We start from the raw sequence: 25,442 nt of genomic DNA on the forward strand, positions 1-25,442 counted from the left end.
ATGACGAGCAGCAGGAAGATTCCTGCGTACGGCTTCCGGCGTTTGGAGCCGGCGGCGTGCATTTACTGAGCGGAAGTTGTCGAGGAAGAAGACGGCTGGCGCGTGTCTCTCTCGCCGGGTTCGTCATCCTCTTCTTCTTCTTCCTCCTCCTCTTCGCCCGGCATGACATAACCGACAGGTGTTTTCCCCTGCAGCAGTGCCAGCAACTGGGCAGCATCGTTGTTCAAGATGGCCGAGCGAAGCGGGCCTTCAATCGAGGCGTTGCCAAGCGCTAGTTCCATTGCGTCCTTGGTGATGTCGCCCCATCGAGCTTCACCGCCTATGGTTTCCAAAAAGCGCATGACATTCGACATCCAAAATACCCCCGTATCCAATGCTTGGGCGCCCCTCGGTGGGCAATCGTCATCGTCCCTGCTGAGTGACTGACGCATCATCATATCGCGCAACGGATGGAGGCGTCGCCGATATCTGCGGGAACAAGGCGTTGCCTCCCTTGTTTATCCCTGCGAATGGCCGCTCTCAGGCCAATGCCTCCAGGCGGGCGCGAATTTCATGGTCGGCCTCCAGCGGTCGAGCCGGCGGGATGGCCAGCGTGTCGGCCATGCCGAATTCAGCCAGTGGCAAGGCCCCTAGCGCAAGCAACTCCCTGCGAGGGGACTGGAAGGGCAGGGTGGCGGCACGATAGATCACCACTTGATGGTCCAGGGTGTAGTGCCGCGCGAGCACATCCACCAGCACCTGGCGATGTGCCTCGCCGGTCGAGAAACGCATGAGTGTTTTGTCGCCCGCTACCCCGACCTGCCACAGGATCAGCCACGCGCTCGGATCGATACAGCGGCGATAAAGCATGAACTGACTGGCTTCGTAATGCTGGCAGCCGCGGGCGCCTGGGTCGATGCCGAGATCGGCATACAGGCAGTCTTCGGAGGAAATGCCCGGTTCCATGTGGGCGTGGTAGCCCTTGCTGCGCGCGGTCCGGATGGCCTTGTGCGGGACCCAGGCGAAGACGCCTGGGTGTCCGTAGAACACGCCGCAGACGCGCCTGCCGGCACTTACCTCGGCCATGATGGCGTTCACCATCTGCCGGTAGGTCTTCATCCTCGACTTGCCTTCCTGGTAGTACGGCTGCAGGCTGCGCACGTCTTCGTTCATGCCTTGCAGCCACAGTTCGACGATGCCGTCGGACACCAGGGTGAACACCACATCGGCCTGTTCGATATAGGCGTGGGCGCGCCGGCTGAGGTGGGATCCCAGCGTCATGCCTATACCCACGCAGGCCAGGCTTCCCTTGGGCTGTATGCTGTCCAAAACTTCCATCCCCTACTGCTTGCGTAGCGGTATTGTGCCCTGGGCGGCGATGGTCGAGCGCCTTGACAGCTTGGATGGGAGCAGACTTGAGCGAGCGCGCGACACCGGATGATTGGGATTTGCCTGATCCTGAAAGATCCGGCCGAACGTTCGTCTACGTGCTGCCGTCCCAGGGTGAGGACTTGACCAAGCTGGGTTTCACGCAAGATCCGGTGCAGCGGTTTCGCAGTTTCCATCCGCGGTTCTTCGCTTTGTTCGACCTGGAAAGCGGCCTGCTGGTGGAGACCGGGCGGCTGCGCGACGCACGGCGATTGGAGCGGTTGCTGATCGAGCGTTGGCCGGACCATCGCGCCCCGGCTCCCTTGTTGGTGGCGGAGGCAGCCGGCGGTCACACCGAATGGTTCCGTGGTATAGGGGGAGAGGTGGATGCATTCGTACGCCGTACAGCGGAGCGTTACGGCTATGCATTGCATGCGCCCTTGAGCGCCTGGCTGCGTGCGCGCTTTTCGGAGCGGGCGGACCAGCTTTACGAGTGGTCGCAGCGTCTGCTGGAGATGATCGAGTGGCAAACAGCGAATCTGCCGCCGGAGGAACGCAATCTACGTTATGCCAAGGCGCTGCGTGACAATCTCGACGCTTGTCACGCAGTCGGCATGAATCTGCATGCACTGTTGCCGGCCAGGGTGATGGCCTGGTATGCATCCGCGCGAGGCAACGGCTAGATGCAGCTCGTCCGGTGACGCTGCTGACAGTATGTTGTCAGCAGCCTCGATTAAGCTGCGCATACCTTTTTTGTGGAACCCATGGACATGACCACGCCAAGCATCACCCTGTACGCCACCCGCCCTGGTTTCGGCATGCCGGAAACCAGTCCGTTCGTGATCAAGACCGAAGTGCAGCTAAAAATGGCGGATCTGTCGTATGGACGGGAATCCACCATTCCGCCGTTGGCGCCCAAGGGCAAAGTGCCGTACCTGTTGGATGATGGCGAAGTGGTGTGCGATTCCACCTTTATTCGCGCGCATCTGGAACGCAAGTATGGCGTGGATCTGGACGAGGGCCTGGACGCGCACCAGCGTGCGCAATCCTGGGCGATCGAACGGATGCTGGAAGATCATCTGTATTTCGCCATGGTGTGGTTCCGCTGGATCGTGCCGGAGAATTTCGCCAAGGGGCCGGCGCAATTTGCCAACGGCGCGCCGGAGGAGCAACGCGAAGCCCTGCGCCGTGAGATGCAGTCGCGCAAGGATGGCGACTTGCGTAGCCACGGTATCGGCCGGCATTCGGCGGGCGAGATCGCGGCCCTGGGCGTGCGTTCCATCGATGCTCTGGCCGCCTTGCTGGGCGACAAGCCTTATTTGATGGGCGAAAGAATGACCGCTGTGGATGCGACGGCCTTGGGGGTGTTGGCGTCCATCCTTACGTCGTTCTTCGATACGCCGCTGCGCGATGCCGTGGCCAGCCGGCCGAACCTGGTCGCGTACGTGAGCAAGCTGATGCAACGGTATTACCCGGAGCATGCGTGGGAGCCGGCCGCGGAGGCCGTTTGAGGGGCGCAGCCGGCGCGGGTAGGCTGGGACGATGATCCCAGCATCGCGCGGTGGCGTACATGGCGATGCTGGGTTTCGCGACCCAGCCTACCAAGGCGGGTCGCAAGGTGAACGAACTCATCCGCATGCCAGGGACGCCTACGCGGATTTGATCGGCGCAGTCCTAGGCTGTAGCTGTCTTCCAGATCCGAGGAGTCGCCCATGGAAGTCAGTTTCAATAACTGGGGCGAGGCCGTCGCGTTCCTCTCCGAGCGTACTGATATCGCCCTGGAAGGATTGATGGCGCTCAGTGCGCAACAAATGGTGGATCAGCAAGTCATTGCCGCACTCCTGGCGTCCCATACCCACCTGAGGGCCGCCGCAGACGCGTGGCGGCAGATGGCTTCGGCTACCTTGCCGATCACCCATGTGCGCAGCCTGCAGAACGACCAGCCGGAGTCGGTGCGAGTAGCCTATTCGGAACGCATGGCCTATTGGGAGGAACTCTTCCGCAAGGCCATTCCCCAGAAGAGCGAATGAGGCAAAAAGCGGGCAATTGGCGTTAAAAGCGTGCGGAGGCCGTAGCGGCGTGCAACCATATGACGCTGTAGTTCTTCACATCTTCATTGCGCCAGCCCTATGACCAAGCGCCTTGCTTTCCGACGCGTTATTGCGTCCGTCGTTTTCGTTATCGCGGTCATCGCCGCGCAGGGCGCGTCCGCGCAAACGACGTCCACCGTGCAGTTGCAGAACCTCACCTGGACCGAGCTGCGCGAGCAGATTCACGCCGGCAAGACCACGCTGATCATTCCCATCGGCGGCACCGAGCAAAGCGGTCCGTATATCGCGGTGGGCAAGCACAATGTGCGTGCGGCTTATCTGGCGGACCGGATCGCGCAAAAACTGGGCAATGCGCTGGTCGCTCCGGTGGTGGCCTATGTGCCGGAAGGCGGCTATGCGCCGCCCACCTCGCACATGCGCTTTCCCGGCACGATCACCGTTCCGGATGACGTGTTCGAGAAAATGCTCGAAGCGGCCGCCAACAGTTTCGCGGTGCATGGCTTTCGCAACATCGTCTTCCTGGGTGACCACGGCGGTTACCAGAAGGACCTCAAGCAGGTAGTGGCTCGCCTCAACAAAGCCTGGGCGGGAGCGAATGCGCGGGCCATCCTGCCGGCGGCGTATTACGAGGCTTCTTCCGATGGCTACGCACAGCTGCTGCGCCAGCGCGGTTTTCGCGACGATGAAATCGGCACCCATGCCGGTCTTGCCGATACTTCGTTGCAGCTTGCGGTGGCGCCGCAGATGGTACGAACCAATCAACTGCGCAATGCCCCCAAGCCTGGCGCGGCCGACGGCGTGTATGGCGGCGATCCGCGCCGATCCACGGCGGAACTGGGTCAAATCGGCGTGGATGCTATAGTTTCGCGCACGGTCGACGCCATCCGCCAGGAAACCGCGGGGCATTGATCCGATGTCTTGGACCTCCCCCTTCGAAAGTCTTCTCAAAATAAGGGAATCTGCCGTGAAATTTGATCGTTTTGGGCGTCTTGCCTTGCGTGCCGGCGCCGTGCTGGCCGGTTTGTGTGTCACCGCCGCGGCCGCGGCGCAAACGGTTCAGACCGTTCCCGGCATGCCGCCGGTCACCAATCCGCACGACATGTACAGCAACGCGGGCTTCAACATGTTCAGCCCGGCGGTGAAGGGTGCGCTGCCGCGGATCTACGTTCCGAACCTGCGTTCGAACGACGTGTACGTGATCGATCCGGCCACGTTCAAGGTGGTCGACCGGTTTGCAGTCGGCCGCAGCCCTCAGCACGTGGTGCCGGCGTGGGATCTGAAAACACTGTGGGTGACCAACAACGCCGAAGGCCGCAATGACGGCAGCCTGACGCCGATCGATCCGATGACCGGCAAGCCGGGCAAGGCCGATCCGGTGGATGATCCGTACAACATGTACTTCACGCCGGACGGCAAGGAAGCCATCGTGGTGGCCGAAGCCTTCGCACGCCTCGATTTCCGCGATCCGCATACGATGGCACTGAAATCCCGCCTGCCGGCGCCCGAATGCAAAGGCATCAACCACGCGGATTTCTCGATCGACGGCAAGTACGCCATCTTTACCTGCGAATTCGGCGGCAAGCTGGTGAAGATCGACATGGTCAACCGCAAGGTTCTCGGCTACCTGCAGCTCAACAAGCGGGGCATGCCGCAGGATATTCGCGTGTCGCCGGACGGCAAGGTGTTCTACGTGGCCGACATGATGGCGGACGGCGTGTACCTGATCGACGGCGACAGCTTCAAGCAGGTCGGCTTCGTCAAGACCGGCATCGGCACGCACGGCCTGTATCCGAGCCGCGACGGCACCAAGCTTTACGTTGCCAATCGCGGTTCAAACAAAGTGCACGGCCCGCGTAATGGCCCAGGCAGCGTGTCGGTGATCGATTTCGCCACGCGCAGCGTGGTGGCGAACTGGCCGATTCCGGGCGGCGGCAGTCCCGACATGGGCAACGTCACGGCCGACGGCAAGTGGTTGTGGCTGTCGGGCCGTTTCGATGACGTGGTGTATGCGTTCGATACCGCGACCGGCAAGGTGCAGATCATCAAGGTGGGGATGGAGCCGCATGGTCTGGCGGTTTGGCCGCAACCCGGGCGGTTCTCGCTGGGACACACCGGCATCATGCGTTGATGCAAAAAAGAGGCCGGCATTGCCGGCCTTTTTCACAGGTTGGGGTTGGTAGCCCAACCTACGAGAGCTGGACTACGTCGAAGCTCGCATCCGGATTTACGTCCGCGTTGTAATCCACGTCCTTGCGATCAAAGCCGAACAGGCGCAGGAACTCATGCTTGTAGCCGGCATAGTCGGTCGTTTCCCACAGGTTCTCGGTGCTGACTTGCGGCCATAGCGTCTTGCAGGCCTGCTGCACGTCTTCGCGCAATTCCCAGTCATCCAGGCGCAGGCGGCCCTCCTCGTCGGTGGACGGCAGGGCACCGTCCTGGCGATACAGGAAATCATGGAACAGGCGGTTGGCCTGCTCGATGGTACCTTCGTGGAGGCCTTTCTCCTTCATGATGCGGAACACCATCGAGACGTACAGCGGAATTACCGGAATGGCCGAGCTGGCCTGCGTGACCACGGATTTCATCACGCCCACGTAGGCGCGCAGGTGCTGTGCGGCGTAATGCCGGTTGAGTTCTTGCGCAGTGTTGTCCAGATGCTGCTTGGCCTGGCCGATGGTGCCGTGCCAGTAGATCGGCCAGGTTATTTCGGTGCCGACGTAGCTGTAGGCGACGGTGGTGGCGTTATCCGCCAGCACGCCGGCCTTGCTCAGCGCGTCGATCCATAGCGCCCAGTCTTCGCCGCCCATCACGGCGATGGTGTCCTTGATTTCCTGCTCGTTGGCCGGCTCCACCGTGACCTGCACCACGCTGTCCTTGTTGGTATCCACCGAGGAGGCGGTAAACGGCTGGCCGATCGTCTTCAGCGTGGAACGCACCAATTCGCCGGTATCGGGCAGCTTGCGTACGGGCGAAGCCAGCGAATAGATCACCAGGTCCACCGGGCCGCCCATGTCGTTCTTGATCAGCTCGATGGCGCGCGCGCGGGTTTCATGCGAGAACGCATCGCCATTGATGGAGCGCGAATACAATCCGGCCTGCTTGGCCAGTTTGTCGAAGGCGGCGGAGTTGTACCAGCCGGCGGTACCGGGCTTGCTGTCGCTGGAGGGTTTTTCGAAGAACACGCCCAACGTGGCAGCGCCGCAGCCGAAGGCCGCCGTGATGCGTGATGCCAGGCCATATCCCGTGGAGGCGCCGATCACCAGCACGCGCTTGGGTCCGGAGCCGCAAGCGCCTTTGGCCTTGGTGATGCCGATCTGCTCGAGCACATTCTTCTCGCAGCCGAGCGGATGCGCCGTGACACAGATAAAGCCGCGAACCTTGGGATGGATGACCACGAATTAGCCTCACCGGATGAATACAAGGCCGCCATTCTAAAGGGCGAGGGGGACCATGCGCCTGCGCAGGGAGGGGCTTCAGTCTTCCAGATCCACCGCCCCAGTGGGGTTGGGGAAGCGGATGTACACAATCTTTACGCCTTCCGTACCAGGCGTTCCTTGTGCGAGGCGGATAGTCAACTCGCACGCCCATGCGAAAGGAGGCCGCTATGACCACCCTCAAGCCATCCAACGCACCCCATGAAGCCCCCGGCCGCGAAGCCGGCGAGCCCTATGATCCGCACAAACGGCGGGGCCCCCCGCAACGCCTGGAAGACACCAACGCCAGCGGCGACGCCCTCAATGACACCGGCGAGGACAACCAGCGCCAAAAAGAGGAGGAATGAATCAGGCCCCGTCGGCGGTGAAGCCTACCTTGGCATGGCTGCCGTCACAGAATGGTTTGTTCTGGCTATGACCGCAGCGGCATAGGTACGTGCCGGTGACGCGCGCCACCATGCGCCCGGTGCCGCTGATGATTTCCAGGTTGCCGCGGACACGCAGCGGCCCGTTCATTTGCGGATCGATCTGCAGCGGCCCATCGCGTGCGGTCAGCTCCTCGTTCGACGTACCGGTCGGGGGCTCGCCGCTGGCGTTGAATCCCACATCGTGATGCGAGCCATCGCAGAACGGTTTGTTCTTCGAGGCCCCGCAGCGGCACAGCGTGGCGCGGAAACCGGCAGGTTTGCCGGCGAGGCGCAGATCGCCACGAAACGCATAAGGCCCTGCCTCACGGACGGCCGCGAGATTGACCGGCGGAGCGGATTCGTCCGGTCGTCCATCGCGGCGCTGGTATTGGATGGCGCCGGAAGGGCAGGCGTGCGCGATGTCGACCAATCTTTCCACATCCATCGCATCGGGATGGATCCACGGCCCTTGCACGTTGGCGAGAAACACTTTCGGCGCACCCGTCACGCAGAAGCGCGCATGGATGCAGCGCTTGGCTTCGAAGCGCAGCGTGAGCTTCTCGCCCTCGACCTGTTCGATGCCATCCTCCACCACGGTGGAGGCCGGTGCTGCCGGAGCGGGTGCAGCAGCGAGTGCAGGCGTTGATGCCGCAACCGCAGCCGATGGTGCAGGGCGAGCAAGATCGAATCCCTGTTCGGCCTGTTGCGAGAGATGCTTGAACACCGCCGCCGCAGCGATGGTGCGCGGATCGTTCGATGCGCTCAGCCGTTCGGCCGCTTCCGTCAATTGCTCAAAGCGCTCCAGGAAAAAGCGCCGCGCGCTGGGGCCAGGCGGCAAGGGAGAGGTATCGCGCAAGGTGATGAAGGTAACGCCCGCGTGGCAATCCGGATTCGATGGTCCGGCCGGCAGTCGCGCCGCGCGTTCGGCCAACGGTGCCAACGCGCGCATCAAGCCAATGCCCAGGTCCAGCGACAGGCATTTGTCCGGGTCGGGCGCCGGTACAGCGTACGAGTAGGCCAGCAGGCGTTGCATCAAACCGTAGGCGGCATTGGCGAGGTCGACAGTGGCGATGGCATCTTCGTTTTCCAGCCACACGCGTCCCTCGGGGCGCGGCGGACGACGCAGCACCGGATTGGTGGCGGCAGGGAAGGCCGGCTTGAACGAAGGGTCGGCAGCCAGCAAGGCTTCGTATTCCGCGCGGATCGCGGCGAAACGCTGGTAATGCGAGTTCTCCGTATTTTCCTGCGCCCCTTCGCCCTGGGTAATGATGGACTCAAACGCGGCCAGCGCCGTCTTCAGACAGATGACCTTGTTCGCGCCGGGCAGCGATACCTCTGCTTTGGACAACTGCAAGGCAGGGTCGCCACACATGGCGCCGGCTTCGCCATACTTTTGCACCATGCCGCGCAGGCCATTGCCCAAGGTTTGATAAAACTCGCCCACCGTTTCGTAATTGATACCCATCGGCGTAAGGCGCGGACCGTTTGCCCCACGCAAGAAGTGGCGCTCGGGCTCGAAACCTTCGCCATCCGGTTCGGTGGAGCCGGCCGGTCGCTCCAGGTAGATGAAATGCTGCAGCGTTGCCCGATTGAACGGCGCCAGCTTCACCACCACACCGGCCGGCAGGTAGCCGGGATCGAGCGGAAAATTCGAGCGCCCGAGGCGTGGGGCACCACCCAGTGCCACGGTGATGTTCCAAACCGACATCAGATGGCCCATCTCCTCGATCGCCACCTGCAGGATGCTGCGTTTCCAGCGCGTGATCGCTTCGAGCTGATCGGCTGTCACGCCTTCTTCCGCTGAGGATTTCAGCGAAAACGCTGCGTAGAGATAGGTGCACATCAAGCAGTGTTCGAGCTCGGCCGCTTCGTAGAGCGCGTGCAGCGCCTGTTCGCGGCTGGGAACGGTATGCGAGGGGCTATAGCTGACCACGGCTGGATCCCTTAGGGTGTCAAGAAAGAGAAGGTACACCGATTGGGCTTGCCTGCGGCTGTGTCGTAGGCTGGGTTGTGAAACCCCGCATCGCCATGCGTGCAGCCGCGCGATGTTGGGATTCTCATCCCAGCCTACCTTTCAGATGAACATTCCACCGGAAGCCTCGATCCGCTGCGCATTGATCCATCCGCTTTCCTTCGACAGCAGCATGGCCACCACGCCGCCGATATCGTCCGGCAAACCCACGCGGCCCAGCGCCGTCTGCGACGCCACGTAGGCATTCACCTCGGCGTTGTCGCGCACCGTACCGCCACCGAAGTCGGTCTCGATCGCGCCCGGCGCCAGCGTGTTGACTGCAATGCGGCGTGGGCCAAGCTCCTTGGCCAGATAGCGCGTCAGCACCTCGATCGCGCCTTTCATCGAGGCATACGCCGCATAGCCGGGCAGGGCAAAGCGCGCCAGGCCGCTGGAGACGTTGAGGACGCGTCCGCCGTCGGCGATCAACGGCAGCAAGGCCTGGGTCAGGAAGAACGCGCCCTTGAAGTGGACGTTCACCAGTTCATCGAACTGCGCCTCGGTGGTTTCGGCGAAGCTGGCATGGATGCCAATGCCGGCATTGTTGACCAGGTAGTCGAAACGATCGCGCTGCCATTGCTCCTGCAGCACCGTGCGCAACTGCCCGGCGAAGGCGGCAAAGCTGGAAGTCTTGCCCACGTCCAGCGGCAGCGCGACGGCGCGGCGGCCAAGCTTCGTCACCGACGCCACCACGGCCTCAGCCTCGGCTTGATTGGAACGGTACGTCAGCACCACGTCGGTGCCGTGTTCGGCCAGTCGCAGCACCATGTTCTTGCCAAGGCCGCGGCTGCCGCCGGTGATCAGGGCGATCGGGGTTGTGTTCATGGACGTCTCCTTGGAAAGGAAGGGAAGGGATCAACGGAAACGAGAATATTGATCTGTACTCGCCGCATAAATCGTCCGATCATGAGTGCTGTGTTCGTGAATGACGAACAATCGAGTGGGGCAGGGCATGAACCGGATCGAGGCCATGCACGTCTTCGTGCGAGTGGCAGAACTGGCCAGTTTTACCAAGGCCGCCGACAGTCTGGGGTTGCCCAAGGCCAGCGCATCCACGGCCGTGCAGCAACTGGAAGTGCAGCTCGGCACGCAGCTCCTGCATCGAACCACACGCCGGGTGCAAATGACGCAAGACGGCCAGCGCTACTACGAGCGCTGCAAGGACGTGCTGGCCGACCTGGACGAATTGGGCACGATGTTCCAGCAGGCTCCGCAAGCTTTGAGCGGCCGCTTGCGGGTGGACATGAATAGCGGCGTCGCCAGGCACGTCATCGACCATCTGCCGAAATTCCTGCGCGAGCATCCGGGGATCGAGGTGGAGCTGAGCAGCAGCGATCGTCGTGTCGACGTAGTGGCGGAAGGCTTCGATTGCGTGGTGCGGGTGGGCACGCTCAGCGATTCCAGCTTGATCGTGCGGCGGCTGGGGCAGTATCGCATCGTCAACTGTGCGAGTCCTGCTTATCTACAGGAGCACGGTACGCCGCAAAACTTGGAGGACCTCACCCATCACCGGCTGATCCACTACGTATCGGTGATGGGACAGCGGCCGTCCGGCTTCGAATACATGGAAGGGGCGCAGTGTCGCTACGTGCCCATGCAAGGCGTGCTTACCGTCAACAGCATCGAAGCGTACACCCATGGGTGCCTGGCCGGACTGGGCATCATCCAGACACCCAGAGGAGGTGTGCAGCACCAGCTTCTGGCCGGACGCCTGGTGGAAGTGTTGCCGCAATACGAAGCGGAGCCCATGCCGGTGTCGCTGCTGTATGCGCAACGGCGTAATTTGTCGGTGCGCGTGCAGGTGTTCATGGATTGGCTGGCGAAGCTGCTTGCGCCATATTTGGATCGTGTCTGAATCACGCTACGTATCGAGGTGTTTGCGCATGAATACGGTGGCCTGGGGGTTGTCGTTGTAGCGTTCGCAACGCTCGTAGCCCCGCTTTTCATATAGCCAGATGGCGGCCTTCAGGTCGTCGTAGCTGTCCAGATAGATCCATTCGATGCCTTGGCTGCGCGCGTACGCCTCCTGGGCATCGAGCAGCTTGTCGGCAATGTGCCGGCCGCGTGCGCTGGGTTTCACGTACAGGCGCTTGCATTCGCTGGCGTGCGGCAGGGTGGTCAGCTTGCGCAGCACGACGCATCCCACCACCTCATCGTCCAGATAGGCGAGCCATATTCCCGACGCGGGATCGTCGATGAGCTGCTGAATGCTGCCGGGCTTGTCCCGCTGCACGACATGCACGGCTTCGTAGTACTCATTAAGAAGGGCCAATGCATGATCATCAGGCGCAGTCAGGCGAGTGATGCGCAGGGGGGCTTGCCGGCGATCTTCAAGCAGGCTGCGGACACCCGCCAGGGAAGTGACCAATGCTGCGCGATCGGCCGCGCTCAGGTGTGTAAGCATGCCGTGGATATGCGCCATGGACTGCTCGTTGAGGCGCGCGACGGCCTTTTGTCCGACTGCGGTGAGCAGCAACGGTTTCTCGCGAGCATCCGTGTCGGAGCTTACGCGGCGGATCAGCTTGCGCCGGATCAAGCCCGATAGAAGGCGGCTCATATAGCCGGCATCCAGTTCCAGCGTTTCCTGCAGCGCGGACGCCGTCACCTTTGGTTGGGCACTCACCTCGTAGAGGATGCGAGCCTCGGTCAGTGCGAACTCGCCGTCGAGGTGTCTGCGGCGCAGCAATCCAAGCCGGGCTGTGTAGTAGCGGTTGAACTCACGTATCGCGGCAATCTGCTGCGCGAGTTGCGCTTGCGTCTGGTGGGTGTTCATGGGTTGCCACTCTAAATCCAAATAGTTGCTTTTGGCAACTATTCGGACGGGCGCGCGAAATTCGTGCCCGGCTTCGGGTTGCGTGCGTCAGGAGCGGGCGCGGAAGGTCACCACCAGCACATCGCGATGTGCCGGCTCGTCAGGGGTGATCGGGGTTACCGGCGTCACGCCATGGAACACGCGCGGATCGTGGATCAGCGCCGCATCGAACGGATGGGTGAGGGTGAAATGGCCAAGGGGCTTGCCATCCGGGCTGTGGATGGTGGTGGTGCCGCTGGCGATGTTGCAGCGATCGATCAGCAGTACCAGCACGAAATCCACGCCGTCACGATGGCTGCCTTCCGGAGTGGGTTCGCCGGCGGAGGTAGAGCTTGCCTCGATACGGAATTGATGGACTTCGACATGCCAGCTTGGGGTGGCCGGTGCGAGCGAGCTGAAGAAGTCATTGCAGAACGCGAGGATGGTGCGGAGGCTTTTACCGTTCGCCATGGCGGAATCGACCGGCTCGAACCAGCGCTCGATATCGCCTTGCAGGCGGTTGTATAGCAGCGATTGGTAATGCGGCTGATGCGGCGCCAGCTCGACACCGTCGTTGGGCGTGGCCGTATAAGTGGCGTGGCGACGTCGCCGCTGCCGCCCCGTTGCGGCGAGATAAGGATCGGGACCGAGCTGGTTCCAGCTTGCAGCGAAGGCGTTCCAATCCGACAAATCGCCCGATGCTCGCAGCAGAGGATGCATGACTTCCGCGGTGACGAAGGAGTAGCCGTCGCGCTTCACAGCGTCGAGCGGCGCGCAGACGGGCGAATCGATGGGGATTTGCATGGAGGGATTATATAGCCGGGACTCCGCTACCCTGCGCTCCCCCTCCCTGAGGGAGCGGGAGCGCAGGCTTAGGTTGTAAAACCCTGCCTTGCCATGCTTGCAACGCACGCGATGCCGGGATTGCCATTCCAGCCTACGTGCTAATGCATTCCGAGCATGTCGATCCTGGCCAGCCCCTGCGCCTTTGCTTCCGCCAGCACTCTTGCCACGGCCTCGTAGGCCGCGCCGTCGGCCGCATCGATTTCCAGCGCAGGTTGCGTGGATTGCGTTGCGGCAATCGCCAGCTGCGTTCGCAACTGGTCGAGGCTTACGGGCGTACCGTTCCAGAACATCGCGCCATCGGCCTGGACCGCCAGGTGAATGGGGGTGGCGGCTTCGGTGAAATGGCTGGAGCCCTGCGGCAAATCCAATTTCGTTTTGTGCGTAATGATCGGTGCGCTGATCATGAAGATGATCAATAAAACCAGCATGACGTCGACCAGCGGCGTCACGTTGATCTGGGCCATTACGTCATGCGATGCACGAACAGAGAAAGCCATACTTCCTCCTGGGCGAACGTGTCGATATCGATGTGCGCCCGGCATTCAAGGGGAACCGGGCGACGCCAGCTTAGTGCCGGCTCGGACATAAAAGCAAAGCCATAAGCACTTATGCTGTGCCGGCTGTCATCCGATAGGGAGAGCATCATGCCAAGCACAAGGGTGCATTGGTTTTTCGTATCAATCGTTTTCGCCGGCGCACTGCATGCGCAGGAACCTGCCAAGCGGCCCGCCATCGAAGCGTTTGCCAAAGGGGTGCAGATCTACGCCTGCACACCCTCTCATGGTAGCTTTGCCTGGGTCTTGAAGGCGCCGGAAGCGAGCTTGAGCGATGCCAGGGGCCATGTGTTCGGCAAGCATTTCGCGGGGCCTAGCTGGCAGGCTGAAGACGGCAGCGTGGTGGTGGGCGAGGCGCTCAACCTGTCACCTTCGCCCGATGCCGGTTCCATTGCGTGGCTGGTGTTGCATGCCAAGTCGCACACCGGTGCGGGTGAGATGGCGAGCGTGCAGTACGTGGTCCGCACGCGTACCGAAGGTGGCGTGGCACCCGCTATGGGCTGCGATGCCGTGCATGCGGGTACCGAAGTGCGTGTGCCCTACAGTGCGGTCTATCTATTCTTTCGCGGCTGAAGACTCTCGCTGGATGCGCGTCGAGCGGGGCGTAGGCTGGGATGATAATCCCAGCTTCTGCGTGGCATACCGGTGCTGGGATTGTCATCCGGGCCTACCAGGCGCGCATACAGTGTGGTGACGGGTACGATCGGGCAGGCTCGCGCCAACGGAGGACGACTCGTTCCATCCAGCCCCTTATGGACCCCCGCCGCGAAGTGTCTTTCGTCACGCCATTTTCACGGATTAGGGATGAGGCTGTAGACTGGAGCCTTGCGGGTAAGCCTGTTTTGATAGGAAAAAACGGGCGGCATTTGACGATCCACGTAGATGCGCAGCAGAACGCGACGTTTGAGCGTGACACGGTCTCGTATCGACAGGGCGACATCTTCATAAGACCGCACGCGCATCGCCGCACGGAGGCCTTTCGATGCCACGAGCGCCACGGTTCGATCTTGCTTATGTACCCCAGCACATCATTCAACGCGGGCATGATGGCGCCGAGTGCTTTTACGCTCCAGCCGATTACCGTAGTTATCTGGTGCAACTGCTGCACGCCAGCAGTCGCTGGCAATGCCTGGTGCATGCTTATGTGCTGATGCCCAATCACGTGCATCTACTGGTGACGCCGTCGTGCGTCGGCGCGTTGGCGCACATGATGCAGGGGCTCGGGCGCAACTACGTAAGCTATTTCAATTCGACTTACCACCGTTCAGGAACATTGTGGGAAGGACGCTACAAATCCTGCCTGGTCGGCTCGGATTATGTGCTGAGCTGTCAGTGCTATATCGAACTCAACCCCGTGCGTTCGGGATTGGTGGGCGAGCCATCCTCGTACCCGTGGTCCAGCTATGCCTGCAACGCGTTGGGAAAACCTGATCCGGTGGTCGTTCCGCATGCCGAATTCGTAGCGTTGGGAAACTATAGAGAGCAGTGCATGCGCGCCTATCGGCAGTTGTTTGCGGCGGATATCGAGCCGGCTGTGCTGAGGGAAATCCGCACCTACATTCAGCAGCAGCGCGCACTGGGTTCGCCGGCGTTTCAGGAGCGGGTGGAAGCGATGCTCGGAAGGTGTGCAAAGGCCCGGCCGGCGCACCGGCCGCGCAAGCGTCCCGAGGCGATCGGGCGCGTGTAATGCAGCAAGGCGCTTGATCGGTGCTGCTGGCGCAGCAGCGGCGCGATGGGCTATTTTTCCAGCATCGCTTTCAACCGCAGCAGCGCCTGGTCCCATTGCTGCGCAATGGCATCGAGCGAACGCCGAGCCTCCTCCAGTCGTGATGGTTCGAATTCCCACAAGCGCTCGCGCCCCTGCCGTAGGTCGCGTACCAGCCCGGCGTCCGCCAAAACCTGCAAATGCTTGGTAACGGCTTGCCGCGTGATCTCGGTACCGGCCGTAAGCTGGGCGATCGACAGCGCACTGCCAGTGCAGAGCAGGGCGATCAGGCGCAGGCGGGTTTCGTCCCCCAGCGCGGCGAACACGGGTACAGCCTTGTGCAACAGCGGAAGCTTGGTGCCTGCGTTTCGCACCGAAGCTTCAGTGCGAGGCGACATAGGCGTCGATGTTGTTCATCTGCTCCTCCCAGCCGCTGTTGTTCATGCGGAAGGCTTCCTGCCTTCGGTGTGCCGGGATCCGGTCGAATCCGGATTCGACCACGCGCAGCAAGGTGCCGCCGGAGCTTTCCTCCAGCTCGAACGTCACCAGGGTGGTGGGTTCTTGCGAATAGTCCACATCGGGATCTATGGCGTACGGATGCCAGCGAAACGACAGCAAGCGTTCCGGTTCCACGCGATCGACCACCACCTTCATCACCAGGTGTTCATAGCCTGGATAGGTGATGTTTCCTTCGCACGGTTCGCCGGCCACGAAGCGCTTTCCCTTGAGCGCCACGCCGAACCATTCGCCAAAGGATTCGGCATCCGCCAGCGCTTGCCACACCTTTGCACGTGGTGCCTTGATGAGGACCTGTCGTTCGATACGATCTGTGGATGAGTTCATAGGCAACCTCCTGGTTGCATATTAGTGCGGTCGTCGCTATCCATGCAACCTCATGGTTGCACTTGGGCGATCGTGCCGGCGGCGGGCGGACTGGCTATGCTCGACTTGCTTTTGTCCGATCCGCCGCAGCTCGTACGTCATCGGAGTGGCGGCGCATGCTGCCCGCCTCGAACCGACGGAGAAATGCCATGCAATACCTACTAATGTTGTTTGCCGAAGAAAAGGCCTGGGGCCGGATGTCCAGCGCAGACCAGGAACGCGGTGTGGCCGCCTACGGCGCCTATACGCAGGCACTCAAGGAGGCCGGCGTGTGGGTGGGCTCCAACCGGCTGCAGAACACGGATTCGGCTACCACCGTGCGCGTGGTCGACGGCAAGTCGCAGGTGCTGGATGGGCCCTATGCGGATTCCAAGGAGCAGCTTGCCGGCTATTACCTGATCGAGGCGGCCGATCTCGACGCAGCACTGGGCTGGGCAGCGCGCTGCCCGGGCGCTGGCCACGGCACCATTGAAGTGCGACCGGTATGGCCTACGTACGGAGGCAGCCCATCGTGAGCGAAGGCGCTTGCGCGCGAGCGGCCGCGAACGCGGTAGCGCGCCGCAGCTATGGCAAGCTGCTGGCGTATCTGGCCGCCGACATGCATGACGTGTCGGCGGCGGAGGACGCCTTGTCGGAGGCGTTTGCTGCCGCACTGGCGGATTGGCCGCTGCATGGCTGCCCCGACCATCCGGAGTCCTGGCTGATGACGGTGGCGCGCCGCAAGGGCATCGATGGTGTACGGCGGCGCCGCAGCGGCGAAGCTGCTTCGGTGCAGTTGCAGGCGATAGCCGATATGCGGGCGGAGTGCGTGGACAGCGGCGAGGAAGAGGCTTTCCCCGATCGGCGCCTGGCCCTGCTGTTCGCCTGCGCCCATCCAGCCATCGATGTGGGCATTCGTGCACCGTTGATGCTGCAGACCGTGCTGGGCATGGATGCGAAGACCATCGCCTCGGCTTTTCTGGTTTCGCCCGAAGCGATGGGCAAACGGCTGGCTCGTGCCAAGCAGAAGATCCGCGAGGCGGGCATTCCCTTTGTCATCCCTGAACGGGACGCCTGGAACGAACGGCTCGAAGGCGTGCTCACTGCGATCTACGCGACCTATGCCGAGGGCTGGAGCGATCCTGGCGATGCCGATCTCATGCGCCGTGACCTGGCCGACGAAGCGCTCTTCCTTGCCCGACTGCTGGCGGAGCTGTTGCCGCAGGAGCCGGAAACGCTGGGCTTGCTTGCTTGCATGCTGTACACCGAGGCGCGCCGCGGCGCGCGCCGTAACGCGCAAGGTGAGTACGTGCCATTGGCGGAGCAGGACACACTTCTATGGGAGGCCGGCATGATCGATGAGGCCGAAGCCCTGTTGCGGCGGGCAAGTGCATTCCGGCGTATCGGCCGCTACCAACTCGAAGCGGCGCTGCAGTCGGCACACGTCGAGCGCCGCCGTTCCGGGCGTAACGACTGGACTCCCGAGGTACAGCTTTACGACGCGTTGCATGCATTGACCGGCTCGCCAGTCGTTGCACTCAATCGCGCGCTGGCGGTGGCGGAGCTTGAAGGGCCTGAGGCAGCCATTGCCATCATCCGCAGCTTGTCCGAAGACAGGCGGATGGCCGACTATCAGTCGTATTGGGCCGCGCGTGCGGCGTTGTTTGCGCGTGTTGGGGATGTGCGCGAAGCCTTACATGCCTACGATATGGCGATTGGTTTGGCGCGTGATCCGGCGGTGCGGCATTTTTTACAGCGGCAGCAGAGCATTCTTGAGACGAAATGATTGATTTGAGATCCGCGTAGGCTGGGATGACAATCCCAGCTTACGCGGCTTGCTGATGCCGGGTTTGCCATCCCAGCCTACGCGAGCCATCTGCCCCGCCGCGTCCCCAGTCTGGCAGAATCGGTCATTCCGCTTACCGGGAAGCCAAGCACATGCGTGACGCCGTCACTACTCCGGCCAATTCACCCGGCCGGGTCCTGTTCGCCAGCCTGATCGGCACCACCATCGAGTTCTTCGATTTCTACATCTACGCCACGGCGGCGGTGCTGGTGTTTCCCAAGCTGTTCTTTCCGGCGGGCGATGCGACGACGGCAACCTTGCAATCCTTCGCCACGTTCGCACTGGCCTTCATCGCGCGGCCGATCGGTTCGGCCCTGTTCGGCCACTTCGGCGATCGCATCGGCCGCAAGGCGACGCTGGTGGCGGCTTTGCTCACCATGGGCATCTCCACGGTGATGATCGGCGTGCTGCCCACCTACGACCATATCGGCCTGCTAGCACCGGCACTGCTGGCGTTGTGCCGGCTGGGGCAGGGCCTTGGGCTCGGCGGCGAATGGGGCGGCGCCGTGCTGCTGGCGATTGAGAACGCGCCGCCCGGCAAGCGCGCCTGGTACGGCATGTTCCCGCAACTCGGCGCGCCGCTTGGTTTTCTCGCCGCAACCGGTCTGTTTCTGTGGCTCCAAAAGATGGGCGATGGCATGTTCTTCGCCTGGGGCTGGCGAGTACCGTTTCTGGCCAGCTCGGCGCTGGTGCTGATCGGCTTGTGGATGCGACTGCGCCTGAACGAAACGCCTGCGTTCGCGCGTGCGATGGCGCTGCAGGAGCGGGTGAAGGTACCGATGTTCAACGTGTTCGCGCGTCATACGCGCGCGCTCATCAGCGGTACGTTCGCGGCAATGGCCACCTTCGTGATCTTTTACCTGATGACGGTGTTCGCGCTGAGCTGGGCGACGTCCAAGCTCGCTTATTCGCGCGAATCGTTCCTGGTCGCGCAAATGGTGGGGGTACTGTTCTTCGCCTTGTTGATCCCATTCTCGGCTTGGCTGGCGGACAAACGCAGCGGCCGCTTCGCGATGCTGATGGCCACAGTACTGATCTTCGTGTTCGGCATTGCCTATGCGCCGCTGTTCGCGCAGAGCGGCATGCTGTTCATGGTGGTGGGCATGTGCGTCGTCGGTCTCACCTACGGTCCGCTGGGCACGGTACTGGCGCAGATGTTCCCCACCGCCGTGCGCTATACCGGTGCGTCGTTGGCATTCAACATGGCGGGTATTTTCGGCGCTTCGCTCGCGCCGTATCTGGCCACCTGGCTGGCCAAGACCTATGGCCTGGCCTACGTGGGCTACTATCTTTCGGCGGCGGCCGTGCTCAGTTTGCTCGCGTTGCTGGCCAAGCCGCGCGAAGCGATGTAACGGCCAGCATCGGCGCAAAAAAAGCCCTGGCGAGCGCGGGCTGCCAGGGCTTTTCATCAGCCAGGCGATCAACCACCCGGAGGATGTTGTTCCTCGCGTTTGCCTTTCTCCTGCGGCTGCGCCGGAAGGGGCCTTTCGGCAGGGTGGGGTGGCTGAGCAGCAGGATGAGGTGAATACGGATGAGCTTCTGGCGGAGGCGGAGCGCCATGGAACGCCGGCGCCGGATACGGCCGCTCCGGTGCCATTTCGCGTGGCGCAGGCGCTTCGCGCAGTGCCGGTGACTCACGTCGCGACGGTGCTACTTCTGGACGCGGCGCGCCGAAGTTTTCAGGTCGTGCTTCAGCCGGGCGATTTGGCGTCATCGGTTCACGCGGCGCCTGGTTTGCATTGCGCTCCGTATGCGGCGCGAAATGCTCCGACGGCAGGCCGCGGTTTTCTGCGGGTTGTGGACGCTCGGCAGGTTGCGGGCGCTCGGCCCGGCCAGGATGGGGGGCAGCTTCGCCTCTCGCCTCGGCACCGCGCGCAGCGACAGTGGCTGCGCCGGTGAAAGCAGCCGGCTTTGCCGTTGCCGCGATCTGCGGCGCTCCGTGATTGGCCGAAAAGCGCAATTGGGGATTCTGGCGCGCCATCTGCACATGCTCCTGCTGCACCGCTACGGGCGGTGTGTGTTGTGCGTGCTGGTAAGCCACCTCCCGCGACGTCGGTTGCGCAGACACGCCGCCATTGCCGCCGTTATAGCTCACGTGGTTGATCGAAACGTTGTTGATCACGGTCTTGTTGTACACATTGGTGACGTGCACATTGCTGATGTTGTTCACCGTGCGGTTGTAATAGAAACCGCTCGGTCCCCAGTGCCCGCCTTCATAGCCTTCGCCGCCATAGCCGTAACCGTAATTGACGCCGCCGTAAAAGCCCACCTGCGGCCCCCAATAGCCTTCATGGAAGACGAACACCGCACCGCTCCAGCCCCAATATCCAGGCGTCCAAAAGGCGCCGGTGTACGGCGCAAGCACCCAGGTGCCCGGCACCCAGTAGTACTCCTCGCCATCCCATGCCCAATAACCTGGTGCCCACAGGTAGCCATCGCCCGGAATCGGCGGCTGGTCGTAAACCGGCAGTGGCGGTGGCGGCGAGCCGGCGGTGATGGTGACGCCGATGGATACCTGTGCTTGCACCGGCGTGGTGACGAACGCGAACGCCGCGGCGGAGAGCACGGCGGCGCCAAGCGCCAACGCGCTGCAGCGCATGGCAGCCTTCCGCATAAGAGCATGCTGTTTCATGGATATTCCTTTCTTGGCCAGTGCGTGTACGCAACGTACTGCAAGTGATGCGACGAAAGATTGAGCCTCACCTGCGCCGTTCCTGTTCAATTAAGCGGAAAGACACGGTTCGACGCTGCATTGACACGCAAGCACTTGTATCGCTTTGCAAACGGCAACATAAATCGTCAGTAAAGCGCAGCTATGCGGCAAGGATGGTTGCTTTCGCGGAACTGACAACAAGGGAAATGCCGCCTGAAGGTCGCTTGCTTGTCGCGCCCATGCGGCAGCCGCCTGGCAAGAACCGGAGTGCGATGGGCCGATGCGCAGCTTAGAGTGGCGTATTTGATGAGGAGCTTTCGATGAAGAGCAGTCATGCCGAACGGGCCGCGCAGTCGCAGCATGATCACGGGGCCGATCTGGATTGGCCGCGCCTCGCCGGCGATCTGGATCGTTACGGGGTGGCAAGCATTGCCGGCTTGTTGCAGGCTGACGCATGTCGTGCACTGGCTGCGTCGTACGCAGACGATCACCTGTTCAGAAGCCGCGTGGTGATGGCCCGGCACGGATTCGGGAGCGGCGAATACAAGTATTTCGCCTACCCACTGCCGAGGCCCATCCAGGAGCTTCGCACGGCTTTTTACCCGCCTCTGGCGGAGATCGCCAACCGCTGGAACCAGGCCATGGATATCGCCGTGCGTTATCCGGCCACGCACGAGCAATACCTTGAGCGTTGTCACGCGGCAGGGCAGCTGCGCCCCACGCCTTTGCTGCTGCGATATGCTGCCGGCGACCACAACTGCCTGCATCAGGACCTCTACGGCGAGCACGTGTTTCCGTTGCAGATGGCGATCCTGCTTTCGCAACCAGGCAAAGATTTCACCGGTGGCGAATTCGTCTTGACCGAGCAGCGCCCGCGCATGCAATCGCGGGTGGAAGTAGTGCCGCTACAGCAGGGCGATGCGGTAGTGTTTGCCGTGCATCATCGGCCGGTGCAAGGCTCGCGTGGCGTGTACCGGGTGACGATGCGGCATGGGGTGAGCCGGATTCGCGCCGGGCAGCGGCATATGCTGGGGATCATTTTTCATGATGCGCTGTGATGGCGCATGAGCTGCCCCTTCCCTGACAAGCAGGGTAAGGGGATGTTTCAAGGGGCTTCAACAGGAAAGCCGCGCAAAGCGCGGTCTCCTTGATGTCAGGTCTGCGCCGCCGTACGCGGCCGGTGATGCATCGGCGGTGGCGAGGAAGGCGCACGGAACGGCACCACGCGGGCATCGACCGGCAACTGCGCATCGCTCAGCATCGCCACCAGTGTTTCCCCGTAGATGAGCTCGAACGGCTTGCCGGTGACGAACTTCCACGCATCGTCGGTGTAATCGCCGCAGGCCACGATCTTCACCGCAGTGGCGTGGTGATGCTTCATCAGCTTATCCATCTCGCGCACATCCTTCACATTGACATCGCGGTGTTGCCAATGCCGGCACTGCACCAGGGTGGTCATGCCGTGCTTGCGCAGTATGAGATCCAGGCCGGCCTCCGCGTCGACGCGCCCGGCGCATTCCACGGCATAGCCCCGAAAGCGGAACGCCTGTGCCACGCGCTCCTCGAAAACCTGCCAATGCATGCGGCATAGCTCGGCCAGCTGCTCGCGTACGACCAGACGATGCACTCGCTTGCGATAGCCAAGGCAGGTGGCGAACGCGAATGCCCAGCAGGCGATCAAGGCCATCCACAACAGCGTCAGGTAGCTCGCACTGTGCACCCCGCGCCCGTAGTGGACGCCCAGACAGGCGCTCAGGCCGAGCAAGATGCCGGCGGGCCAATGCACCAGAACGTAGCGTTCGATGCGATGTGTTCTGTGCTTCGCCATCAACTCCCCCGAGCTGTGAACGCTGCTTCCGAACCGCTGATCGACCTTAGCGCGGAAGGTACGGGAGATCAGCGTGCAGCGCGGCATTCGGCCGCAGCGCTGTTCTGTCGCAACATGGCTCGTTTTTTGGGGGTGCTTTTGTGCGGCGCAGCGACATCTTTCCTGCATGCGCCGGTGTCTGCATGACATGAAGGCCGCCTGCAGCCCGTTTTTTTGGTTTCTCCGTGGAATGGCCACAGGCGTATGCTCTGTTCCCAGGTCGATCGCCGTTCACGGGATTTCGACGGGCTTTTCACCTCCTGCATGCCACACCGGACGTGCGGTAGCGCCCCCTCGTCAACCCGCCTGCATGGGGAAAATGGCTATGAGCAAGACAGATACCTGGGTTCGCAGCGTTCAGGTCGACTGGGACGATCCGCAACTGGTGTCGCTGCTTCGTCGTAGCGAAAACTGGAGTATCGACAACCGCGGCGGCTTTACGCCTCAGCGTGTCCAGGTCTTCCATGGCTGGAGCGGCTCGGCGGGCCGCTTGGCCACGCTGGTATGGGAACGCGACAGGGCGGTGGTGCTCGAAGCCACTTTCCCGCTTGCCCAGGGCGAGCAGGTGCGCGTGGACAAGCACTTGGAGCATCGCGTCCGCACGCTGTGGGCTGTCGTGGTGGATGGGCGCGAGGGCAATCGCGAAGAAGACCGTCGCAGGGGCATCCATGTGTATTGGCTGCAGGTGCTGAACAAGCCAGGCGACGACTACTAAGGGCGGTGCATCTTTGCACCGGGGAAGCTTTGAATGAATCAGAGCTTCCCTAAAGAAAGTGCCCTGGCCTGCCGATAACTGCCTCGAGTACGCCAGTCACCCAAAGCGTCGATATCGCTGCCGCCTGCGGCAGATGACGCTGCTGGTGTGCCGCGGCAGGAAACGTAGAGCGGTATGAGCCACTTCAAGCCCGAGTTCAAGGTGTCTAACCATCAGGTGGATTGGAACGATCCGCGGCTGGAAGCGCTGCTGCGCAAGACTGAGGACTGGAAACTCGACAACCGTGGCGCCTACCCGTCGCAAGACGTCCAGGTCCAGGTTGGCTGGGGTGCCAGCGGTGCGCGCAAGGCAGTGCTGGTGTGGGAAAGCGATCGCGTAATGGTGCTGGAAACGCGCTTTCTGATTCCGCAGGGCGAGCACGTGCGAGTGGACCGGTTTTCCGGTGAAGGCATGCGCACCGTATGGGGCATCGTCGCGGAAGGGCGTCCGGGGTTTCGGGAAGAGGACAAGCAGAACGGGGTGTACGTACATTGGTTGCACGTCGCGTAGGTTAGGCTTGCAAGCCAGCCTAGGCCGGATACGACGTTTCCCCTGCCAGCAGGTAAAACCCTACCTGCGCCCGCTTGGCATGCCGCTTCGCACGCGCGGCCAGCGTGGCAAGTGTTTCCGGATGTCCAGGGAAGGGCGGCAGCACGCGCACTGCTCCGATCGCCACCGTGGTAAGCGGAAAGAACTGGGTGTTGCCGTGGCGATCTTCGCCGACGATGCCATGCCGGGCGATGTCCTCCTCGGCGAACAGGCCGCGGGCGCGCTGGTTGAACAGCTCCACCATGTGACGGCAGCGCGCTTCCCAGTCCCCGCTTTGCAGCACCAGCAGAAAATCATCGCCGCCGATATGGCCGACGAAATCGCAACGCGGGTTCACCTGCGCGGTGAGAATGCCGGCCAGTAGCCGGATCATCTCGTCGCCGCGGAAATAGCCGTATTGATCGTTGAACGGCTTGAAATGGTTGAGATCCACGTAAGCTACGGTGAACGGAAGCTCCGCGCGCAGGAGCCGCGCGACATGTTCGGTCACCGGGATATTGCCGGGCAGGAAGGTCAGCGGATTGGCGTAGCGCGCCGCCTCGATGCGCAGCTCGGTCACGCGGCGCACCAGTGATTCGCCCGTGCCAAGACCCAGGTACTGACCCTCGCGGGTGATCACGAAACCGTCGCTGAGATAGCGTTGATCCTGCCCACGCAGAATGTCTGCCATGCTTTCCAGTGATTGACGCACATCGCACAGCAAAGGAGCTTCGTGCATGAAGGCGGTACAGCTTTTGCGGCCGTAGAGTTCGCGCGTGTAGGGTTGGGCCATACGTTCGCTGAATACGCGGCGGTTGACCAGGCCGACCGGCCGGCCCTCCTCCACCACCGCCAACGCGTGCAGTTCGGGCTGTTGCGAGAAGATGGCGATCACGTCGTTGTTGGTTTGACGTGTGGTCAGCGCGGGCGCTTCGATCACCAGATGCCCCAGGTGCATGGGCCGCTGGGTGACCGGTCCGCGTGGGCGCGGCAACACCGCCAGGGTCGTGGTGTCCAGTGCAGCGCGCACATTGTCGCTGACGGCATCGATCGTCTGCGGCACGGGGCGGCCGAGCAGAAACCCTTGTGCGTACGGAATGCCCAGTTCGCGCAGCATGCGCAGGTCTTCGATGTCCTCCACGCCTTCGCCGACCAGGTCGGCCCCGAGTGTTTCGGCCACCTGGCACAGCGCGCGTACGATCGCCAGGCGCTCGGCGCTCTTGGACAGGCCATGAATGAGATAGCGATCGATCTTCACCACTTCGGGGTGGATCTCGTTCCACATCTCGAAGTTGGAATGCCCGTTGCCGAAATCGTCCAGCGCAAAGCGCACGCCGTGCGCTCGCAGATAGCCCAGCGCGTGCGCGAGGCGTGCAGGCTCTTCTACGATGTCTCGTTCGGTGAGTTCGACGGTGATGCGGCTCAGATCCATGCCGCCGATGCCCAGCGCGGCGAGCAGGTCGTCAGGCTTGATGGCTTCCTGCATGAAGGCCTGGGCGCTGAGGTTGACCAGCAGCCGGCCGCTCGCCCGTTGAGCGGCAAAGGCGCGGCATACGGTGCGTGCCGCGGTCAGTTCGAACTCACCCAGCCGGCCTTCGGCACGCGCAAGGTTGAGCAGCTCCGGCGTGCTGATGTTGCCGAGCTGTTCGGTGGAACGGGCCAGGCCTTCGTGCGCGACGACTTCCATCGTGTCCAGTCGGATCAACGGCTGGAACATCGCCACCAGACCGTTTTGCGCACGGTCCAGCAGCGAAGCGAAGCGGGCGTTGTCGCGAAGGAAGACCATG

The 25,442-nt window shown here is 62.4% G+C and carries 28 protein-coding genes; 15 read left to right on the plus strand and 13 right to left on the minus strand.

Translation table 11 applies throughout. The features are described 5' to 3' along the window. Positions 1–62: 62 nt before the first annotated feature. Together EKH80_RS19245 and EKH80_RS19250 are read right to left on the minus strand one after the other, a co-directional pair. The gene (locus tag EKH80_RS19245) at positions 63–353 is read right to left on the minus strand and encodes a hypothetical protein (protein ID WP_126686420.1); all 291 of its coding nucleotides are present in this window, start codon (positions 351–353) and stop codon (positions 63–65) included. 166 nt (positions 354–519) lie between these two features. Beyond that, positions 520–1,317 carry an SAM-dependent methyltransferase gene (locus tag EKH80_RS19250; RefSeq protein WP_196240410.1) on the minus strand — a complete coding sequence of 266 codons (798 nt, stop codon included), beginning with the start codon at positions 1,315–1,317 and terminating at the stop codon, positions 520–522. Positions 1,318–1,394: 77 nt separating this feature from the next. On the opposite strand from EKH80_RS19250, the gene EKH80_RS19255 reads away from it, so the two are divergent. The 5 genes from EKH80_RS19255 (at position 1,395) to EKH80_RS19275 (ending at position 5,526) form a co-directional block, all read left to right on the plus strand. Next, a complete protein-coding gene (locus tag EKH80_RS19255; protein WP_158628891.1) occupies positions 1,395–2,030 on the plus strand; it encodes a GIY-YIG nuclease family protein in 636 nt (211 codons plus the stop codon). 87 nt (positions 2,031–2,117) lie between these two features. Beyond that, complete coding sequence (locus EKH80_RS19260) at positions 2,118–2,858, plus strand: glutathione S-transferase family protein (RefSeq protein WP_126686422.1); 741 nt, start codon at positions 2,118–2,120, stop codon at positions 2,856–2,858. Between the two features lie 201 nt (positions 2,859–3,059). Next, on the plus strand, positions 3,060–3,377 hold the full coding sequence (locus EKH80_RS19265; RefSeq protein ID WP_126686423.1) for a hypothetical protein: 318 nt from the start codon (positions 3,060–3,062) through the stop codon (positions 3,375–3,377). A 99-nt stretch (positions 3,378–3,476) separates the two neighbouring features. Further along, on the plus strand, positions 3,477–4,307 hold the full coding sequence (locus EKH80_RS19270) for a creatininase family protein (RefSeq protein WP_126686424.1): 831 nt from the start codon (positions 3,477–3,479) through the stop codon (positions 4,305–4,307). Between the two features lie 55 nt (positions 4,308–4,362). Next, a complete protein-coding gene (locus tag EKH80_RS19275; RefSeq protein ID WP_230473831.1) occupies positions 4,363–5,526 on the plus strand; it encodes a YncE family protein in 1,164 nt (387 codons plus the stop codon). A gap of 58 nt (positions 5,527–5,584) precedes the next feature. On the opposite strand, the gene fabV is transcribed toward EKH80_RS19275, so the two are convergent. Continuing rightward, positions 5,585–6,793: an enoyl-ACP reductase FabV gene (gene fabV, locus EKH80_RS19280; RefSeq protein WP_126686426.1), complete on the minus strand. Its 1,209-nt coding sequence runs from the start codon at positions 6,791–6,793 to the stop codon at positions 5,585–5,587. Between the two features lie 209 nt (positions 6,794–7,002). On the opposite strand from fabV, the gene EKH80_RS23870 reads away from it, so the two are divergent. Next, complete coding sequence (locus EKH80_RS23870) at positions 7,003–7,179, plus strand: hypothetical protein (protein WP_158628892.1); 177 nt, start codon at positions 7,003–7,005, stop codon at positions 7,177–7,179. A gap of 1 nt (position 7,180) precedes the next feature. On the opposite strand, the gene EKH80_RS19285 is transcribed toward EKH80_RS23870, so the two are convergent. Then, a complete protein-coding gene (locus EKH80_RS19285) occupies positions 7,181–9,172 on the minus strand; it encodes a ferritin-like domain-containing protein (protein WP_126686427.1) in 1,992 nt (663 codons plus the stop codon). A 141-nt stretch (positions 9,173–9,313) separates the two neighbouring features. After that, positions 9,314–10,075: an SDR family NAD(P)-dependent oxidoreductase gene (locus EKH80_RS19290; protein WP_126686428.1), complete on the minus strand. Its 762-nt coding sequence runs from the start codon at positions 10,073–10,075 to the stop codon at positions 9,314–9,316. A gap of 127 nt (positions 10,076–10,202) precedes the next feature. Here EKH80_RS19290 and EKH80_RS19295 point away from each other — a divergent pair, with 127 nt between their 5' ends. Continuing rightward, positions 10,203–11,105, plus strand: a complete 903-nt coding sequence (locus tag EKH80_RS19295; RefSeq protein WP_126686429.1) for a LysR family transcriptional regulator — start codon at positions 10,203–10,205, stop codon at positions 11,103–11,105. A gap of 6 nt (positions 11,106–11,111) precedes the next feature. On the opposite strand, the gene EKH80_RS19300 is transcribed toward EKH80_RS19295, so the two are convergent. The 3 genes from EKH80_RS19300 to EKH80_RS19310 all read right to left on the minus strand — a co-directional run bounded on the left by EKH80_RS19300 (position 11,112) and on the right by EKH80_RS19310 (position 13,384). After that, positions 11,112–12,023: a bifunctional helix-turn-helix transcriptional regulator/GNAT family N-acetyltransferase gene (locus EKH80_RS19300; RefSeq protein WP_126686430.1), complete on the minus strand. Its 912-nt coding sequence runs from the start codon at positions 12,021–12,023 to the stop codon at positions 11,112–11,114. Positions 12,024–12,110: 87 nt separating this feature from the next. Continuing rightward, positions 12,111–12,845 carry a 2OG-Fe dioxygenase family protein gene (locus tag EKH80_RS19305; protein WP_126686431.1) on the minus strand — a complete coding sequence of 245 codons (735 nt, stop codon included), beginning with the start codon at positions 12,843–12,845 and terminating at the stop codon, positions 12,111–12,113. Positions 12,846–12,985: 140 nt separating this feature from the next. Next, complete coding sequence (locus EKH80_RS19310) at positions 12,986–13,384, minus strand: ExbD/TolR family protein (protein ID WP_126686432.1); 399 nt, start codon at positions 13,382–13,384, stop codon at positions 12,986–12,988. 147 nt (positions 13,385–13,531) lie between these two features. On the opposite strand from EKH80_RS19310, the gene EKH80_RS19315 reads away from it, so the two are divergent. Both EKH80_RS19315 and EKH80_RS19320 read left to right on the plus strand, forming a co-directional pair. After that, on the plus strand, positions 13,532–14,014 hold the full coding sequence (locus EKH80_RS19315) for a DUF3455 domain-containing protein (RefSeq protein WP_158628893.1): 483 nt from the start codon (positions 13,532–13,534) through the stop codon (positions 14,012–14,014). 409 nt (positions 14,015–14,423) lie between these two features. Continuing rightward, positions 14,424–15,128, plus strand: a complete 705-nt coding sequence (locus EKH80_RS19320; RefSeq protein ID WP_126686434.1) for a transposase — start codon at positions 14,424–14,426, stop codon at positions 15,126–15,128. 50 nt (positions 15,129–15,178) lie between these two features. On the opposite strand, the gene EKH80_RS19325 is transcribed toward EKH80_RS19320, so the two are convergent. After that, the gene (locus EKH80_RS19325) at positions 15,179–15,544 is read right to left on the minus strand and encodes an ArsR/SmtB family transcription factor (RefSeq protein WP_126686435.1); all 366 of its coding nucleotides are present in this window, start codon (positions 15,542–15,544) and stop codon (positions 15,179–15,181) included. Then, positions 15,528–15,989, minus strand: coding sequence for an SRPBCC family protein (locus EKH80_RS19330; protein WP_126686436.1), 462 nt, complete (start codon positions 15,987–15,989; stop codon positions 15,528–15,530). Before EKH80_RS19330 ends, EKH80_RS19325 begins: the two co-directional genes overlap by 17 nt. A gap of 188 nt (positions 15,990–16,177) precedes the next feature. Between EKH80_RS19330 and EKH80_RS19335 the strand changes: the two genes are divergently transcribed. The 3 genes from EKH80_RS19335 (at position 16,178) to EKH80_RS19345 (ending at position 19,205) form a co-directional block, all read left to right on the plus strand. Beyond that, positions 16,178–16,543 (plus strand): YciI family protein, encoded by a 366-nt coding sequence (locus EKH80_RS19335; RefSeq protein WP_126686437.1) that lies wholly within the window; start codon positions 16,178–16,180, stop codon positions 16,541–16,543. Then, positions 16,540–17,793 carry an RNA polymerase sigma factor gene (locus tag EKH80_RS19340; protein ID WP_230473832.1) on the plus strand — a complete coding sequence of 418 codons (1,254 nt, stop codon included), beginning with the start codon at positions 16,540–16,542 and terminating at the stop codon, positions 17,791–17,793. Before EKH80_RS19335 ends, EKH80_RS19340 begins: the two co-directional genes overlap by 4 nt. A gap of 152 nt (positions 17,794–17,945) precedes the next feature. Next, entirely contained in the window at positions 17,946–19,205 is a 1,260-nt protein-coding gene (locus tag EKH80_RS19345) for an MFS transporter (RefSeq protein ID WP_126686439.1), read from the plus strand. A 68-nt stretch (positions 19,206–19,273) separates the two neighbouring features. On the opposite strand, the gene EKH80_RS19350 is transcribed toward EKH80_RS19345, so the two are convergent. After that, the gene (locus EKH80_RS19350) at positions 19,274–20,485 is read right to left on the minus strand and encodes a YXWGXW repeat-containing protein (RefSeq protein ID WP_126686440.1); all 1,212 of its coding nucleotides are present in this window, start codon (positions 20,483–20,485) and stop codon (positions 19,274–19,276) included. 341 nt (positions 20,486–20,826) lie between these two features. On the opposite strand from EKH80_RS19350, the gene EKH80_RS19355 reads away from it, so the two are divergent. Next, a complete protein-coding gene (locus EKH80_RS19355; RefSeq protein ID WP_126686441.1) occupies positions 20,827–21,564 on the plus strand; it encodes a 2OG-Fe(II) oxygenase in 738 nt (245 codons plus the stop codon). Between the two features lie 95 nt (positions 21,565–21,659). Here EKH80_RS19355 and EKH80_RS19360 read toward each other — a convergent pair whose 3' ends face one another. Next, positions 21,660–22,334, minus strand: a complete 675-nt coding sequence (locus EKH80_RS19360; RefSeq protein WP_158628894.1) for a restriction endonuclease — start codon at positions 22,332–22,334, stop codon at positions 21,660–21,662. Between the two features lie 364 nt (positions 22,335–22,698). Between EKH80_RS19360 and EKH80_RS19365 the strand changes: the two genes are divergently transcribed. Continuing rightward, entirely contained in the window at positions 22,699–23,088 is a 390-nt protein-coding gene (locus EKH80_RS19365) for a hypothetical protein (protein ID WP_126686443.1), read from the plus strand. Positions 23,089–23,262: 174 nt separating this feature from the next. Further along, positions 23,263–23,637 carry a hypothetical protein gene (locus EKH80_RS19370; RefSeq protein WP_126686444.1) on the plus strand — a complete coding sequence of 125 codons (375 nt, stop codon included), beginning with the start codon at positions 23,263–23,265 and terminating at the stop codon, positions 23,635–23,637. 19 nt (positions 23,638–23,656) lie between these two features. On the opposite strand, the gene EKH80_RS19375 is transcribed toward EKH80_RS19370, so the two are convergent. Then, a complete protein-coding gene (locus tag EKH80_RS19375) occupies positions 23,657–25,441 on the minus strand; it encodes a GGDEF domain-containing protein (protein ID WP_126686445.1) in 1,785 nt (594 codons plus the stop codon). Position 25,442 lies beyond the last annotated feature (1 nt).

Source organism: Dyella choica, from assembly GCF_003977665.1.
GTDB lineage: Bacteria > Pseudomonadota > Gammaproteobacteria > Xanthomonadales > Rhodanobacteraceae > Dyella_B > Dyella_B choica.